The sequence below is a fragment of the Neisseria sp. HMSC066H01 genome (assembly GCF_001837375.1).
Taxonomy (GTDB): Bacteria; Pseudomonadota; Gammaproteobacteria; order Burkholderiales; family Neisseriaceae; genus Neisseria.
Window position 1 is genome coordinate 418,810 of sequence record NZ_KV832195.1, and the last position, 16,057, is coordinate 434,866.

Consider the following 16,057-nt stretch of genomic DNA (forward strand, 5'->3'; position numbering starts at 1 on the left):
CGACATTGTAACCAAATTTAATACATTTGACACAAAAGGCCGTCTGAACGGTTTCAGACGGCCTTTAAGCGTAATATTTAAGAGCGGCGCTGCAACATCCAAGACTCAATCTTACGCGCATCGTTTACGCGGGTTGTAGAAGACGGAGAGTTGAGCAATACGATGGTAATCGGCTGATTCTGTACATTCGCCTTAACCACCATAGAACGTCCCGCCTCGCGGATATAGCCGGTTTTCTGCAATTCGATATTCCAGCTGCCCTCACGCACCAAGGCGTTGGAGTTTTTGTAATTTTGGCGGCCGTTTGCCGTCAACACCGAGCCGTAATTTGAAGTCGAATTTTTACGGATCAGCGGATATTTGCTGGCTGCCGCAACCATACGGTTCAAATCGCGTGCAGTGGAAACATTTTGGAAATTCAGACCGGTAGGCTCATAGAAACGGCTGCTGGTCATACCCAGGCTTTGCGCTTTGGCATTCATGGCCGCAACAAACGCACTCATACCGCCCGGATAGGTACGGCCCAATGCATGAGTGGCACGGTTTTCACTGCTCATCAGGCTCAAATGCAACAACTCGCCGCGCGTCAGCGTCGTACCGATGCTCAAGCGGCTGCCCGTACCTTTCAAACGGTCGATTTCAGCCTCGGTAATCGTGATAGGCTCGTTCATATCGAGATGCGCATCCAAAACCACCATTGCGCTCATCAATTTGGAAATAGAGGCAATCGGCATGACGCGGTCTGGATTTTTCTGATACAGCACTTCACCGGTTTTATTATTGAAAATCAAAGCAGATTGCGAAGAAAGCAGAGGACCGGCCAAAGCAGCCTGAGCTTCGACTTGGTCGGCATGGCTCAACGCAAAAGCTTCCATCGGGTCATTTTGAACTGGGAAATTTTGCTCCAAAAATTGTCCCAATACATCCATATCATCGGCAACGGCAGGCGCAGAAGCAAAGGCCAATGCCACACCTGTCCATACCATTCCTAAAGTTTTATAGAATTTCATATCTGCCAATTCAAAAAAATACATTTAATTCAACATTCTGTTAAATTTTTCGGCAATTGTAAAGCGAGTTGAGAAAACTTTGCGTTTGTTTGCGAGATATTCAAATCCCACGCCCTCATCTGTTTCTCAGACGATACGGCACAATGCCTGCTCTGATTTGAAAAAACACAAGATAGTCATTATACTTAGGCACCTTTGTCAGAGGCATTCCCTCAATCCGGCAATACGCCCGAAATATCTGTTCCCCCTTTACAACACAGCCTCCATACAACCATACGAAGAAATTATTATGTCTGAAGAAAAACGCACCTGTTCATTCTGCGGAAAGTCTGAAAACGACGTTAAAAATCTGATTGAAGGCGAACACGCCTTCATCTGCAACGAATGCGTGGAAACTTGCGGCCTGATGCTGCAAGACAACGAGTCCGGCGAGATTGAAAACGAATTTGCCAAAGTAAAAGAAGAAAACGCCGAGAAAAAACTGCCTACCCCTGCCGAAATCGTTGCCAACCTCAACGACCACGTTATCGGCCAGGAACACGCAAAAAAAGCTTTGGCGGTATCGGTTTACAACCACTACAAACGCCTGCGCCATCCAAAAGCAGACGGCAAGGTTGAACTGTCAAAATCCAATATCCTGCTGATCGGCCCGACCGGCTCAGGTAAAACCCTGTTGGCGCAATCTTTGGCGCGCAAACTGGATGTACCTTTTGTCATGGCAGATGCCACAACTTTGACCGAAGCCGGTTATGTCGGTGAAGACGTCGAACAAATCATCACCAAACTTTTGGGCAAATGTGATTTTGACGTTGAGAAAGCCCAGCGCGGCATCGTCTATATCGATGAAATCGATAAAATCTCACGCAAAAGCGACAATCCGTCCATCACACGCGACGTATCCGGCGAAGGCGTGCAACAAGCCTTGCTGAAACTGATTGAAGGTACGGTGGCCAGCGTCCCTCCTCAAGGCGGCCGCAAACATCCGAACCAAGAATTCATCAATGTTGATACCACCAACATCCTCTTTATCTGCGGCGGCGCATTTGCCGGCTTGGAAAAAGTCATCCGCCAACGCACTGAAAAAGGCGGTATCGGCTTTGGTGCGGCGGTACACAGCAAAGATGAAAACGCCGATATTTCAGCCCTGTTTGAAACCGTTGAGCCTGAAGATTTGATTAAATTCGGTTTGATTCCCGAGCTAATCGGCCGTCTGCCTGTCATTGCCACATTGGCGGAATTGGATGAAGACGCTTTGGTCAACATTTTGACCGAACCGAAAAACGCCTTGGTCAAACAATATCAAACCTTGTTTGAAATGGAAGATGTCGGCCTTGAGTTTGAAGAAGACGCTTTGCGCAGCATCGCCAAACTGGCAATGGAACGCAAAACCGGTGCGCGCGGCCTGCGCTCTATCGTCGAACGCTGCCTCTTGGACACCATGTACGCCCTGCCAGATTTAAAAGACGTAGCCAAAGTCGTCATCAATAAAGAAGTGGTGGAAAAAGGCGATCAGCCAAAACTTTTCCGTGAAGACGGCAGCGAATACAAGCAATAAGGTTTATTCTTCGAAAAAGACGTGTACCCATTACACGTCTTTTTTATTTTCTTAATAAAACCAAAACCATATTTTCTAATGATGGCCTTATACATGAAAAACAAAGGCCATCTGAAACATATTCAGACGGCCTTTGTTTTCAAGTTGCTCTAAGTCTGTCTTCATCCGGAGTATTGATGAGAGTGACTTCCTTGAATTTTATGAAGCTTATTTTTTTGCTTTTTTAGCAGCTTTTTTTGCAGGAGCAGCTTTAGCAGCAGGCTCGGATGCGGCAGCTTCAGGAGCAACAGCCTCAGGCGCTGCTACCGGTTCAGAGGCAGCAGGCTCGGAAGCAGCTGATTCAGCGGTACGTTGATAGCCTTTGTCTTTCATGCAGGCATCAAACACAGCGCGGTCAGCATTTTCACCAGATGCCTGTTGGCATTGGGTCATTGCTTCTTCAACAGTGACGCGTGGCGCTGCCGCTTCTTCAGCAGGTTTGGAAGAAGAACAAGCTGCCAACATCAGGCTACCGGTTGCAAGAGCGATCAATAAAGTTTTCATAATTGTATATTCCTAAATTTTGATTTTATGGTTTACCGTTAAACGGGAGATACAGGCTACAAAACAAGCTCTGCACCTCAATATTGAGTACATGAGTACAATTTAGTTTCATTTCAGCCTGTAAGTTTTTGATAAATTAATTCTATTGACGTTAAGACAAATGCTTAATCCTCAATAAACTCAAAACCTTGCAGGCCCGTAAATTTTTCTGCTTTTGAACTGTAAAAATATCAAAACTTAGACGATTTTAGCTGCAACCATCATTTGGGGAGTCCCTCTTTTTATGGCATAATGGACTACTTGACGGATTTTCCGTACCCCATTTTTTCAAACCGCAGAATCAAGATCATACTGCGGTTTGTCCATTTCAGAATCAGATTTTTCAGACGGCCTATCATTCAAAAGGCCGTCTGAACAGAAAGCCACCATCATGAATCCTTTCTCTTCACTCGGTTTAGGCAGCGAATTAGTCTCTGCCCTGACCGATCAGGGTTATGAAAACCCGACGCCCATCCAAGCCGCAGCGATTCCTAAATCCTTGGCAGGACACGACCTTTTGGCCGCAGCACAAACCGGCACAGGTAAAACCGCCGCCTTTATGCTGCCCAGCCTCGAACGTCTGAAACGCTACGCCACATCTAGCACCTCCCCTGCCATGCACCCTGTCCGTATGTTGGTATTGACCCCAACCCGCGAACTGGCCGATCAAATCGATCAAAACGTACAGGCATACATTAAAAATCTTCCTTTGCGCCACACCGTCCTCTTCGGCGGTGTCAATATGGACAAACAAACTGCCGACTTGCGCGCCGGTTGCGAAATCGTTGTTGCTACGGTTGGCCGACTACTTGACCACGTCAAACAAAAAAACATCAATTTAAATAAAGTTGAAATCGTCGTACTCGATGAAGCCGACCGTATGCTTGATATGGGTTTCATCGACGATATCCGCAAAATCATGCAGATGTTGCCCAAACAGCGACAAACCCTGCTTTTCTCCGCCACTTTCTCACCTCCTATCCGCAAGCTTGCGCAAGATTTTATGCACACGCCGGAAATGGTTGAAGTGGCTGCACAAAACACAACCAACGCCAATGTCGAGCAACACATCATTGCCGTTGATGCACTTAAAAAACGCAACCTACTCGAACGTCTGATTGTTGATTTGCATATGAATCAAGTCATTGTATTCTGCAAAACCAAACAAAGCGTCGATCAAGTTACCCGCGACCTCGTCCGCCGCAACATTGCCGCCCAATCCATCCACGGTGACAAATCCCAACAAAGCCGACTGGAAACCCTCAATGCCTTTAAAGAAGGTACATTACGCGTTTTGGTTGCCACTGACGTTGCCGCACGCGGCCTGGATATTGCCGAGTTGCCTTTCGTCATCAACTACGAGCTGCCAACCCAACCTGAAGACTACGTCCACCGCATCGGACGCACCGGCCGAGCCGGTGCTGACGGCGTTGCCATTTCCTTAATGGATAAAACCGAACAGAAAATGTTTGAATCTATTAAAGAACTAACCGGCAGCGATTTGAATGTGGAACGCATCGAAGGCTTTGAGCCGCATTGGTGGGGCAACGACAATCAAGATGAAGCCGAAGCGCAACCGGTTCAGCACAACGATAGCCGCTCTCGCCGTGATGATAGAAACAAACGCAACGAATATGCGAATAAGTCAGACAAAAACTCGAAAAAAGTAGAAGAGAAAAACGATCCGGGTATTGTCTGCGGCAAAATTGCCGGCAGAACACGCCGCAGCCGTCACGAGCGTCAGCCTTGCGCCCTGCTTCAACCTGGTTTTGGCGTAAAGTAAACAACGCTGATTAATCGGTTTTCTGATTATTTATCCTAAGCAAAGGCCGTCTGAAACTTATCTTTCAGACGGCCTTTTATTAAGCTGAAAATAAAAAGGACGTGATAAACACGCCCTTTATTTTTCCGTTTCAGACGGCCTTTATTATTTTAGGCCGTCTGAAAATCGGTTTAGCTTGTTACCTTAAACATTCACGGTTTCGGCTACTTCGTTGTAGCTGTCGATTTCGTTGAAGTTCATGTAGCGGTAGATTTGGTCGCCCTGCTCGTTGATGATACCGATATTGGCTTGGTATTCTTCAACGGTCGGGATTTTACCCAGTTTGGAGCAGATTGCCGCCAACTCAGCCGAGCCGAGGTAAACGAAGGTGTTTTTACCCAAGCGGTTCGGGAAGTTACGGGTAGAAGTGGACATTACAGTCGCGCCTTCGTGTACTTGTGCTTGGTTACCCATACACAATGAGCAACCCGGCATTTCCATACGCGCGCCGGCGCGGCCGAGTACGCCGTAGTGGCCTTCGTCGGACAACTCTTTCGCGTCCATTTTGGTCGGCGGCGCTACCCACAGGCGTACGGGGATGTCCGCTTTACCTTCCAAGAGTTTGGAGGCAGCGCGGAAGTGGCCGATGTTGGTCATGCACGAACCGATGAACACTTCGTCGATTTTGGTGCCGGAACGTTCGGACATGAAGCATACGTCGTCCGGGTCGTTCGGGCAGGCGATAATCGGCTCTTTGATGTCGTCCATGTTGATTTCAATCACAGCGGCGTATTCGGCGTCTTTATCCGCTTCAAGCAGCTCCGGATTCGCCAGCCATTTTTCCATGGCTTTGATGCGGCGTTCCAAAGTGCGCGGGTCTTGATAGCCGTCGGCAATCATGTTTTTCATCAACACGACGTTGGATTTCATGTACTCGATAATCGGCTCTTTGTTGAGTTTCACGGTACAGCCTGCGGCGGATCGTTCGGCGGATGCGTCGGTCAATTCAAAGGCTTGTTCCACTTTCAAATCAGGCAGGCCTTCGATTTCGAGGATACGGCCGGAGAAGATGTTTTTCTTACCGGCTTTGGCAACGGTCAGCAAGCCTTGTTTAATCGCGTAAAGCGGAATGGCGTTCACCAAATCGCGCAAGGTTACGCCCGGTTGCAGTTTGCCGCTGAAGCGTACCAGTACGGACTCAGGCATATCAAGCGGCATCACGCCGGTAGCTGCTGCAAAGGCAACCAAGCCGGAGCCGGCAGGGAAGGAAATACCGATAGGGAAACGGGTGTGGCTGTCGCCGCCGGTGCCGACGGTATCGGGCAGCAGCAGGCGGTTGAGCCATGAGTGGATCACGCCGTCGCCCGGACGCAGAGATACACCGCCACGGGTAGAGATGAAGGCAGGCAATTCTTTATGAGTTCTGACATCGACAGGTTTTGGATAAGCCGCGGTGTGACAGAAAGACTGCATTACCATATCTGCGGAGAAGCCCAAGCAAGCCAGGTCTTTCAATTCATCGCGAGTCATCGGACCGGTAGTATCTTGCGAGCCGACAGTAGTCATGCGTGGTTCGCAGTAAGTGCCCGGACGCACGCCTTGCCCTTCGGGCAGACCGCAAGCGCGGCCAACCATTTTTTGAGCCAATGTGAAACCGGCTTTGCTTTCAGCAGGTGCTTGAGGCAGACGGAATTCGGTAGAAGCAGGCAGTTTCAGGGCTTCGCGTGCTTTGGCGGTCAGGCCGCGACCGATAATCAGGTTGATACGGCCACCGGCTTGCACTTCGTCCAGCAATACTTGGGATTTCAGACTGAACTCGGCAACGGTTTCGCCGTTTTTCACGATTTTGCCTTCATAAGGCAGGATATCGACGACATCGCCCATTTTCAGAGCAGATACATCGACTTCAATCGGCAATGCGCCGGAGTCTTCTTGAGTATTGAAGAAAATAGGCGCAATTTTGCCACCCAGGCATACGCCGCCGAAACGTTTGTTCGGTACGAACGGAATATCTTCGCCTGTATGCCAAATGACGGAGTTGGTAGCAGATTTACGTGAAGAACCGGTACCGACCACATCGCCAACGTAAGCAACAGGATGGCCTTTGGCTTTGAGTTCTTCCAACAATTTAATCGGACCGACTTCGCCCGGTTTGTCGGGATTGATGCCGTCGCGCGGGTTTTTCAACATCGCCAGCGCGTGCAGAGGGATATCAGGACGACTCCATGCATCAGGTGCAGGAGAGAGGTCGTCTGTATTGGTTTCACCGTCGACTTTGAAGACGGTAACAGTGATTTTTTCTGGAACTTTGGCGCGAGAAGTGAACCATTCGGCATCTGCCCAAGATTGCAATACTTCTTGCGCGTATTTATTGCCTTTTTCGGCTTTTTCTTGAACATTGTGGAAAGAGTCAAACATCAACAGAGTGTGTTTCAGACCATTTGCAGCGATAGGTGCAAGTTTGTCGTTGTCCAAGAGTTCGATGAGTGCATGAATGTTGTAACCGCCAAGCATGGTACCCAACAGCTCGGTAGCATACTCAGGGGAAATCAGCGGACTGGATGCGCTGCCTTCGGCAACGGCAGCCAAAAATGAGGCTTTAACTTTGGCGGCATCGTCCACACCGGGTGGTACGCGGTGAGCCAACAGCTCAACCAAGAATTCACCTTCACCGGCAGGTGGATTTTTCAACAGCTCAACCAAATCAGCAGTCTGCTGAGCAGTCAGAGGAAGGGCGGGAATACCAAGGGCGGCGCGCTCGGCGGCGGCTTTACGATAGGCTTCTAACATCTCTTTGTTCCTTTTTCTGTTTTTTTCTTCTGGGCAATTGCAAATGATTTGCAATTAAGGATTGTAAACAATCCTTTTAAGTATCATAGACCAGTTTTCAAAAAATGGAAACAGTTATGTTACTGAATGTAATAAATTTAAACTATTTTGTTTAATGTATTAATAGTCTAACCTGTCTAAAGCCGCCCTCTTCTATGCGTTTTAGCCAAACAGACGGGAAACTTCGGCTGATTTTTTACGGTACGGCAATATGATTTCAACGCGGAACAGGCCGTCTGATTGGATGTTTCTGATTTTCGCGTCGGTGTCATACATCAAAGTCAGGCGCTCTTTCAGATTGCGCAAGGCCATAGAATTGCCTTTATGCGGCTTAGTATTTTCGTTAGGTTCCGTTCCGCACGGATTTTCGATACTGATGAAAATAGATGATTTTTCCAATTTTGTTAATACCGTAATTATCCCTGGACGGTGGATAGATTCGACACCATGGAATACGGCATTTTCCAAAAGCGGTTGCAGCAGCAGATGCGGCGTTTCTGCATCGTCGGGTGCATGGTGTTGCCACATAACCTGTACGCGCATATGTCCCATGCGAATTTGTTCGATAGCAATATATTCCTGCGCCCACTCGATTTCCTGCCCCAAGGTACTGTTTTGACTACCGTCGCGCAGTTGTGCGCGGAACAAGTTGGCCAAATTCTCCAACAAAGTTTCTGCGTCATACGGACGTAGACGGATTAAGCTGATGGCGGCATTCAGGCTGTTAAACAAGAAATGCGGACGGATACGCGCCGTCAACGCGCTCAGCCTGGCTTCGGAAATAGAAGGCACAAGGCTGTTGCGGCGGGCTGCTTCGATGTACATGAAACTGAAACAAAAAAAGGTCAGCAAGAAGAAGTGTTGAATCAGCGGCCACATCTCCGTCTTCAAAATCACTACATCGACAAACAAAAAAATCAGCAGGTTGGAGACGTAGGAAATTACGACGCTGTACTGCGAGCGAAGCAGGGACGGCGCAAATGCCTGTAAAAAATAGACCTTAAGTAAAATTAAGAGGATGACGGGGCAAGCCCATGAAAAATGTTGGAAAATCTGTTCCGGATAAGGCACGCCCGATACCGTCATCAACGGAAAGATAAACAAACTGATTAACAAAACAATAAGCAGGCGCACCAGAGTTGCAGAATTGCGCAAATCCGGCACTGCGAAATTCTGGTTTATTTGACGTATAATAGACATGATTTCAACCGTTTTCTTTCATAATGTATAGACGGGTCTGCTATATTGAAGACGTAGACCCTGTTTTTTTATTTATATTTTAAGGATGCTGATATGAGCAAGGACAAAACCTGGTCAGGCCGTTTTAACGAACCTGTTTCCGAGCTGGTCAAAAAATATACCGGCTCGATTGATTTTGACAAACGGCTGGCAGAATGGGACATCCAAGGCTCGCTGGCACACGCGCAAATGCTGACACAGTCGGGCGTTTTGAGCGAAGACGACCTCTCGGCCATCCGTCAGGGCATGGCCGAGATTATAGCAGAAATCAAGGAAGGAACTATTTCTTGGTCGCTGGATTTGGAAGATGTCCACATGAACATCGAACGCCGCCTCACCGACAAAATCGGCGACGCCGGCAAACGCCTGCACACCGGCCGCAGCCGCAACGACCAAGTCGCTACCGACATCCGCCTCTGGCTGCGCGATCAAATTACCGTTATTCAAAGCCTGATTCAAAACCTTCAGACGGCCTTAGTCGATTTGGCGGATCAAAACGCCGAAACTGTCATGCCCGGCTTTACCCATCTGCAAGTTGCCCAGCCGGTCAGCTTCGGGCATCACATGCTCGCCTACGTTGAAATGCTCGGCCGCGATTTCGAGCGCATGGCCGACTGCCGCAAACGCGTCAACCGTATGCCGCTCGGTGCCGCCGCACTGGCTGGTACGACCTACCCGATTCAACGCGAAATTACCGCCGAGCTGTTGGGCTTTGAACAAATCTGCCAAAACTCGCTCGATGCCGTATCTGACCGCGATTTTGCCATTGAGTTCACGGCTGCCGCTTCCCTGATTATGGTTCACCTGAGCCGTCTTTCCGAAGAATTGATTTTGTGGATGAGCCCGCGTTTCGGCTTTATCGACATTGCCGATCGTTTCTGCACCGGCTCGTCTATCATGCCGCAAAAGAAAAACCCCGATGTACCCGAACTCGTGCGCGGTAAATCCGGTCGCGTGATTGGCCACCTGATCGGCCTGGTTACCCTGATGAAATCGCAACCTTTGGCATACAACAAAGACAATCAGGAAGACAAAGAGCCTTTGTTTGACACTGCCGACACGCTTATCGACACCCTGCGCATTTACGCCGACATGATGCGCGGCGTGACCGTCAAACCCGACAACATGCGCGCTGCCGTAATGCAGGGTTTTGCAACGGCTACCGACTTGGCGGATTACTTGGTGAAAAAAGGCATGCCTTTCCGTGACAGCCACGAAGTCGTTGCCCAAGCCGTGCGCCATGCCGATGAAGCAGGTGTTGATTTGAGCGAATTGCCGCTTGAAGTCCTGCAAGGTTTCAGCGGTTTGATTGCCGATGATGTTTACAGCGTGCTGACACCCGAAGGCAGCTTAAACGCGCGCAACCACTTGGGCGGCACCGCGCCTGAACAAGTCCGTTTCCAAGTCAAACGCTGGCGTGAATTGTTGGCTTAAACCCATCTAAACACATAATAAAAGGCCGTCTGAAAATTTTCAGACGGCCTTGTGATTACCTGTGTTACACTCAATCTCACAATAAAAACAGATAAAACCTAAACTTACCTTCAAACGAGAAAACACGCCTCCTGACTTTGCCGCCCATTCAAACAAAGGAGCAAGGATGAAAAACATTGTCTTGAAATTGGTCATAATCTGCCTATTCAGCGGCTGCTACGCCGTATTCGTCGCCTGGGAAAATGGCGGATTCAGCCAGCTCCATGATTTCCAAGCAATAGAGCGCAACGGCATGAGCGCATACCTTCATCAAACCTCCGCCGCCACCATGCAGGCTGAAAAAAACGAGTTGTCAATTTTGCAAAACAACCAAAACAGCTTGGCCTCTTGCGTCGGCATTGAATCTTTATGCGAACACGCCAAGCCGGGCATCTGGGTTGAGCATGCCAAATTCTTACAACACAAGGACACGGGCAAATTATTGGTACTTTCGTTGGACTATTTAGAACACAATGACACCGCAAAAACCCTACACAACCGCTATACTGCATCGCTCCTCCCCCAAGCAGACAGAACGGAAGCGTGGCACTACGCCTGGCGTACATTTTTGAGCTCAATAATGTTTCTAATGGTCATCAATCTGACACCAATGATTTTTGCCCTATTCGAAGAAAAGACAAGCGCAGCATAAAAACATGCCGTCTGAACGCATTTTCAGACGGCATGTTTCATTATTAAAGCTTAACGCGGATGAACCATATCGGCAGGAACGACCAATTCATCAAACTCTTCGCCTGTCAACAAGCCCAATTCGATGGCGGTTTCGCGTAACGATTTGTTGTTTTTGTAGGCGGTTTTGGCGACTTTCGCGGCGTTTTCGTAGCCGATTTTGCGGTTTAACGCAGTAACTAACATCAGTGAATGGTGCAGGAAATAGTCGATTTTTTCCGGTACGGGTTCGATGCCGACGGCGCAGTTTTCGTTGAAGCTGTTGCACGCATCACCCAACAGGCGGATGGATTGCAAGAGATTGTAAGCGATAACGGGCATATAGACGTTCAGCTCGAAATTACCCGACGCGCCCGCCATGCCGATGGTAACGTCGTTGCCGAACACTTGGCAGCACACCATGGTCATTGCTTCGCATTGGGTCGGGTTGACTTTGCCCGGCATGATGGACGAACCCGGCTCGTTTTCGGGGATTTTGATTTCGCCCAAACCGCAGCGCGGACCGCTTGCCAGCCAGCGGATGTCGTTGGCGATTTTGTTCAGGCTTGCCGCCAGCGTTTTCAGTGCGCCCGAAGCGGCAACGGCGGCATCGCGTCCGCCCAAGGCTTCAAACTTATTCGGCGCACTGACAAACGGCAGGCCGGACAGTTCGGCGAGTTTGGCGGCGGCTTTTTCGGCGTATTCGGGATGGCTGTTCAAACCCGTGCCGACCGCTGTGCCGCCCAAAGCGAGTTCGTATAAACCTTTGAGCGCGTCGTTCAGACGGCCTAAGCCGTGGTCGAGTTGGGAAACGTAGCCGGAAAACTCTTGTCCCAAAGTCAGCGGCGTCGCGTCCTGCAAATGGGTGCGGCCAATTTTGACGATGGGGGCAAATTCTTTGGCTTTTTTGTCCAATGTGTCGCGCAGGGCTTTTACTGCCGGAATAAGGTGGCGGTTGATTTCAATCGCGGCGGCGACGTGGATGGCGGTCGGGAACGCGTCATTGGTCGATTGCGCGTGGTTCACATGGTCGTTGGGATGGACGGGCTGGTACGCCGCCAAACCCGTACCGGCGATTTCGTTGGCGCGGTTTGCCAGTACTTCGTTCATGTTCATATTGGACTGCGTACCGGAGCCGGTCTGCCAAACCACTAAGGGGAACTGCCCGTCGAGCTTGCCGTTCAACACGTCGTCCGCCGCCTGCGTAATCAAATCCGCCTGCTCAGGCTTAATCCTGCCGAGGGAAACATTGGTGGCGGCGGCGGCTTTTTTCACCAGAGCCAAAGCATAAATCAGAGGCTGCGGCAGGGTTTCGCCGCCGATTTTGAAATTGTTGCGGCTGCGCTGGGTCTGCGCGCCCCAATAGGCTTCGGACGGGACTTCGACATTGCCCATGGTGTCGTGTTCGGTACGGGTACTCATGCGTTTCTCCTACATTTAAACAGAAATAATAATGATTCGAAAATTTATTATACCCAGCAAAAGGCCGTCTGAAAAGAGAGAGGTTTTCAGACGGCCTTTTGCTTTATCAACCTGAAATATTAATAGAAGATAAAACCCGATTTCGGAGCAAATACAACCTGCGCCGCCACTCCCCTCTTCTAAAAATTTTCCTCCTTGCCGATTTGTATTTTGCGCTAGGTGTTTATCGACAATAAATACCTTATCGTTTCTTTACTTTGTTTCTCTCCAAGAGCATAATGAATAAAAATGATTATCAGGAGATGAAGATGAAACGAAAACATTTGGTTTACCTGTTAATGAGCAGTTTTGCTGCCGCAAACGGCTTTGCCGAAACCTTGGCAGACCCTGATGAAATCCAGCCTGTCAAAACCTTTTCCCCTCCCAAACCGATTGCACCGACCGCCGCACAAGGCTATTTTCCCGAAAACCAATTCGACCGCACCGACCGCAGCGATCATTACTTTGTTACCGAAAACATAGACCAAGCCTTCCGTCCGTTGAAGGCAAACAGCGGCTTCTACGGCAAAAGCTTTTACAATTCCGTTACCGCGCAAGCGCGCGGGGCAAAGGTGTACGGCGTAGCCAACCTCAATCACACCAAGGCCAACGGCTATAAAGACGGCGACGGCAATCAGACCGATTGGAAATACAACCGTTTCAATCAAGCTTTGGTACTCGGTTTCGTGCCGTCTGAAAACCAGGAATACCGCCTCACCTACCTACACGATGACATCAACAACGACCGCCAACCGCAGTTCGTCAACGATGCATTGGACACCGAACGCCATATCGCCAAACTCAACGCACGTTGGGGCAATGCCGATTTGAGCAATACGGTCAGCGCGGAAGCAGGCGTCATCAAACTCAAACGCCATGCCGACAATTACTCCCTGCGTCCAAACAACACGCCGCAGCAAGTATTCGTAGAGCTTGACCGCAAAGTGTACGACTTCTCGCTCAAACACGACGCGGATTTCGGCAAATTTCACAACACCGCCGCCGTCAGCTACCGCAACGACAGCCAAAACGGCGAGCGCAACGCCCACACCGCCATGCGCGACTTCCTCAACGGCTACCGTTTCGCCGATGTACACCTCGACCGCTGGCGCATCGCCGATACCCTGTCTTACAAGTTCAACGACCAACACAAACTGGGCTTGGGCTTAAGCTACGAAATCAACGAAGCAGACGTACGCAAAAATACGGCGCAGCCCGCCCATCCGATGAACCGTAATCTCGCCTTCGCTTCATCGCAACAAATCTGGAAAACCCATTACGGCTACGACTTCAACGGCAAAGTGCGCCGTCATGCCTTCTCCGGCGAACTCAAATACGATTTCACGCCGTCTGAAACGCAAAAATACAGCGTTTCCCTTGCTCACTTAGAACGCATCGGCGACAACACCGAACGCTTCAACTCGCTTGCCGCCATCGTGCAAAACCGCATGAACGGCGCGTTGATGAACCAAACCCCAGCCGCCGCCATCGCAGGCAATCCCCTGCTGAAAACCGAAAAACACAACCGCATTAAGCTCACCGCCGACAGCCGCAACGACTACTACAACGGCTATATGAACTCGCTCGCAGGCGCAGGCTGGAACGTAGGCGGCACGCTTGTGGCGGACAAAGTCAAAGACTTGATTATTTTTGACCGCGCACGCGGACAAAGCGGCACAGCTTCCAAAGGCGGCGGCATCATCACACGCAACGTGGACGCACGATTGTTTACCGCGCAGGCCTACGCGCGTTACAACTTCAATCCGCATTGGGCGGCAGGCATCAAAGCCGCCTACAACTACGGACACAACGAAACCGACGGCAGACCGCTCTATCAAATCCGTCCGTTTGAAGCAACCGTCCAAGCCGACTACAAAAACTACTTTGCCCACGGCAGCTACAACATCGGCGCCGCAACACGCTTTGTCGCCAAACAAACGCGCGGCGATTTTGATGCCGCAAGCGGTTTGGGCATAGACAAACGCGAAGCCGCCAAAGGCTTTACTGTTGCCGACGTGTACGCAGGCGTAAACTTCAAAGACAAATACGGCTTACGCTTGGGCGTGAACAACGTGTTCAACAAAAAATACGCCGAACACATCAGCGGCGACCATGTCCTCGCCCTGTCGCCAAGCGTGGTGTATGCTCCGGGCAGGACATATTGGTTGAGTTTGCATGCGGCTTTTTAAAATCAGGCCGCCTGAAAAATGCCTACACTGGCTTATTAAGAATTAGGAGATAAAAAATGGATATGAAAAGACGTGATTTCTTAAAAATGACCGCCGCGCTGGCAGCGGCAGGCGTTTCGCCTTCATTGTTGGCAGCCGGTAAAGAACAATTTACCGTGTACGGCGCACCGGCAATGCCTAGCGTTACCATTGCCGTAGCGGCGTTGCAAGGCAAGCTGGCGAAGCAGGCGGATGTGTCGCTGAAAATCTGGCGTTCGCCCGACCAACTGCGTGCAGGCGTGGCAAGCGGACAATTTAAAGTAATGATGAGCCCGAGCAATGTCGGCGTAAACCTACGCAACCAAGGGCAGAAAGTCGGCATGGTCAATATTTTGACTAACGGCATCACGCAGCTGATGTGCAAAGGCAGCGCGATTGCCTCGCCGCAGGATTTGGTCGGCAAAAAAATCCTTGTACCGTTTAAAAACGATATGCCCGACATCGTGCTTCAAGCCTTGTTGAAAAAACTGAAAATCGACGCGCACAAAGTCGGCATCACTTACACCGCCACGCCGCCCGAAGCAGTCGGACTGTTTTTGAGCAAGGACTACCACGCCGCCATCCTGCCCGAACCGATGGCAACCGCCAGCCTGCTTAAAGGCAAAACCATGGGTGTAAACGTCGTGCGCGGTTTTGATTTGGTAAAAGCATGGGGACAGGCATTTGACACCAAACCGCTGATTCCGATGGCGGGCATCATCGCCAACGAAGAATATTTCCACGCACACAAGGCGCAGTTCGACCTCTTCCATCAGGATTTGAAAAACGCGCTCAACTGGATATTGGCCAACCGACAAAGCGCGGCGAAAATCGGCAAAAACTACCTCCCCGCCCCAGAACCCGCCCTAGTCATGGGCTTGGACGGCGCGCGGCTAACGGTAACCAAAGGCAGCGAAGTGAAGAACGAGATTTTGAAGTTTTACGAAATCCTGATGCAGTTTAATCCCAAGCTCTTGGGCGGCAAAATGCCCGATAACGGCTTCTTTTTGGCTTAAGGGGCAAAGGCCGTCTGAAAGTGTAGAATAGTTATAAATATTCAATCTTCTATTTTTCAGACGGCCTGCGCGTCCAAACACTCGCCACCATCGCTGCTGTCCGCAACTTATTGGAAAGCGGACAAACCCCGCCGCCCGGATACAGCAAATGCAGCAAAGCTTGTTTGCTGGTAGAGATCTGCCAGCCGGAGTCGTTGGGAAAACGGGATAGGTCAAAGAATTATATTGAGGAACTATTTTTATAAGAAACACAA

Annotated in this window: 11 protein-coding genes and 1 pseudogene; 7 read left to right on the forward strand and 5 right to left on the reverse strand. The window is 50.0% G+C overall.

The genetic code is table 11. The annotated features are described in order from the left end of the window. Positions 1 to 77: 77 nt before the first annotated feature. Entirely contained in the window at positions 78 to 1,010 is a 933-nt protein-coding gene (locus tag HMPREF2551_RS08820) for a serine hydrolase (RefSeq protein ID WP_188211458.1), read from the reverse strand. Positions 1,011 to 1,299: 289 nt separating this feature from the next. On the opposite strand from HMPREF2551_RS08820, the gene clpX reads away from it, so the two are divergent. Further along, the gene (gene clpX, locus HMPREF2551_RS08825; protein WP_070838509.1) at positions 1,300 to 2,565 is read left to right on the forward strand and encodes an ATP-dependent Clp protease ATP-binding subunit ClpX; all 1,266 of its coding nucleotides are present in this window, start codon (positions 1,300 to 1,302) and stop codon (positions 2,563 to 2,565) included. Between the two features lie 207 nt (positions 2,566 to 2,772). On the opposite strand, the gene HMPREF2551_RS08830 is transcribed toward clpX, so the two are convergent. Then, positions 2,773 to 3,108, reverse strand: coding sequence for a hypothetical protein (locus tag HMPREF2551_RS08830; RefSeq protein WP_036491675.1), 336 nt, complete (start codon positions 3,106 to 3,108; stop codon positions 2,773 to 2,775). Positions 3,109 to 3,535: 427 nt separating this feature from the next. On the opposite strand from HMPREF2551_RS08830, the gene HMPREF2551_RS08835 reads away from it, so the two are divergent. Then, complete coding sequence (locus tag HMPREF2551_RS08835; protein ID WP_143128530.1) at positions 3,536 to 4,930, forward strand: DEAD/DEAH box helicase; 1,395 nt, start codon at positions 3,536 to 3,538, stop codon at positions 4,928 to 4,930. Between the two features lie 183 nt (positions 4,931 to 5,113). On the opposite strand, the gene acnB is transcribed toward HMPREF2551_RS08835, so the two are convergent. Both acnB and HMPREF2551_RS08845 read right to left on the reverse strand, forming a co-directional pair. After that, positions 5,114 to 7,699, reverse strand: coding sequence for a bifunctional aconitate hydratase 2/2-methylisocitrate dehydratase (acnB, locus tag HMPREF2551_RS08840; RefSeq protein WP_070838513.1), 2,586 nt, complete (start codon positions 7,697 to 7,699; stop codon positions 5,114 to 5,116). A 201-nt stretch (positions 7,700 to 7,900) separates the two neighbouring features. Beyond that, positions 7,901 to 8,938, reverse strand: coding sequence for a sensor histidine kinase (locus HMPREF2551_RS08845; protein ID WP_070838515.1), 1,038 nt, complete (start codon positions 8,936 to 8,938; stop codon positions 7,901 to 7,903). A gap of 93 nt (positions 8,939 to 9,031) precedes the next feature. On the opposite strand from HMPREF2551_RS08845, the gene argH reads away from it, so the two are divergent. Then, positions 9,032 to 10,411, forward strand: a complete 1,380-nt coding sequence (gene argH / locus HMPREF2551_RS08850) for an argininosuccinate lyase (protein WP_070838518.1) — start codon at positions 9,032 to 9,034, stop codon at positions 10,409 to 10,411. Positions 10,412 to 10,577: 166 nt separating this feature from the next. After that, positions 10,578 to 11,102 carry a hypothetical protein gene (locus HMPREF2551_RS08855; RefSeq protein WP_070838521.1) on the forward strand — a complete coding sequence of 175 codons (525 nt, stop codon included), beginning with the start codon at positions 10,578 to 10,580 and terminating at the stop codon, positions 11,100 to 11,102. A gap of 50 nt (positions 11,103 to 11,152) precedes the next feature. Here HMPREF2551_RS08855 and fumC read toward each other — a convergent pair whose 3' ends face one another. Further along, on the reverse strand, positions 11,153 to 12,541 hold the full coding sequence (gene fumC / locus HMPREF2551_RS08860; protein ID WP_070838523.1) for a class II fumarate hydratase: 1,389 nt from the start codon (positions 12,539 to 12,541) through the stop codon (positions 11,153 to 11,155). Between the two features lie 308 nt (positions 12,542 to 12,849). Here fumC and HMPREF2551_RS08865 point away from each other — a divergent pair, with 308 nt between their 5' ends. The 3 genes and pseudogenes from HMPREF2551_RS08865 to HMPREF2551_RS10760 form a co-directional block, all read left to right on the forward strand. Further along, positions 12,850 to 14,769, forward strand: a complete 1,920-nt coding sequence (locus tag HMPREF2551_RS08865) for a TonB-dependent receptor (RefSeq protein ID WP_070838525.1) — start codon at positions 12,850 to 12,852, stop codon at positions 14,767 to 14,769. A gap of 56 nt (positions 14,770 to 14,825) precedes the next feature. Next, positions 14,826 to 15,803, forward strand: a complete 978-nt coding sequence (locus tag HMPREF2551_RS08870) for an ABC transporter substrate-binding protein (protein ID WP_070838527.1) — start codon at positions 14,826 to 14,828, stop codon at positions 15,801 to 15,803. 53 nt (positions 15,804 to 15,856) lie between these two features. Further along, positions 15,857 to 16,048: pseudogene (locus tag HMPREF2551_RS10760) on the forward strand (CRISPR-associated protein Cas4); the annotation flags it as partial. Positions 16,049 to 16,057: the final 9 nt, after the last annotated feature.

What these genes read in the sequence shown, in the direction of transcription:
- HMPREF2551_RS08830 (WP_036491675.1), bottom strand. Translation starts at nt 3,108, where the DNA reads ATGAAAACTTTATTGATCGCTCTTGCAACCGGTAGCCTGATGTTGGCA.
- HMPREF2551_RS08820 (WP_188211458.1), bottom strand. Translation starts at nt 1,010, where the DNA reads ATGAAATTCTATAAAACTTTAGGAATGGTATGGACAGGTGTGGCATTG.
- argH (WP_070838518.1), top strand. Translation starts at nt 9,032, where the DNA reads ATGAGCAAGGACAAAACCTGGTCAGGCCGTTTTAACGAACCTGTTTCC.
- HMPREF2551_RS08870 (WP_070838527.1), top strand. Translation starts at nt 14,826, where the DNA reads ATGGATATGAAAAGACGTGATTTCTTAAAAATGACCGCCGCGCTGGCA.
- clpX (WP_070838509.1), top strand. Translation starts at nt 1,300, where the DNA reads ATGTCTGAAGAAAAACGCACCTGTTCATTCTGCGGAAAGTCTGAAAAC.
- HMPREF2551_RS08855 (WP_070838521.1), top strand. Translation starts at nt 10,578, where the DNA reads ATGAAAAACATTGTCTTGAAATTGGTCATAATCTGCCTATTCAGCGGC.
- HMPREF2551_RS08845 (WP_070838515.1), bottom strand. Translation starts at nt 8,938, where the DNA reads ATGTCTATTATACGTCAAATAAACCAGAATTTCGCAGTGCCGGATTTG.
- acnB (WP_070838513.1), bottom strand. Translation starts at nt 7,699, where the DNA reads ATGTTAGAAGCCTATCGTAAAGCCGCCGCCGAGCGCGCCGCCCTTGGT.
- HMPREF2551_RS08865 (WP_070838525.1), top strand. Translation starts at nt 12,850, where the DNA reads ATGAAACGAAAACATTTGGTTTACCTGTTAATGAGCAGTTTTGCTGCC.
- fumC (WP_070838523.1), bottom strand. Translation starts at nt 12,541, where the DNA reads ATGAGTACCCGTACCGAACACGACACCATGGGCAATGTCGAAGTCCCG.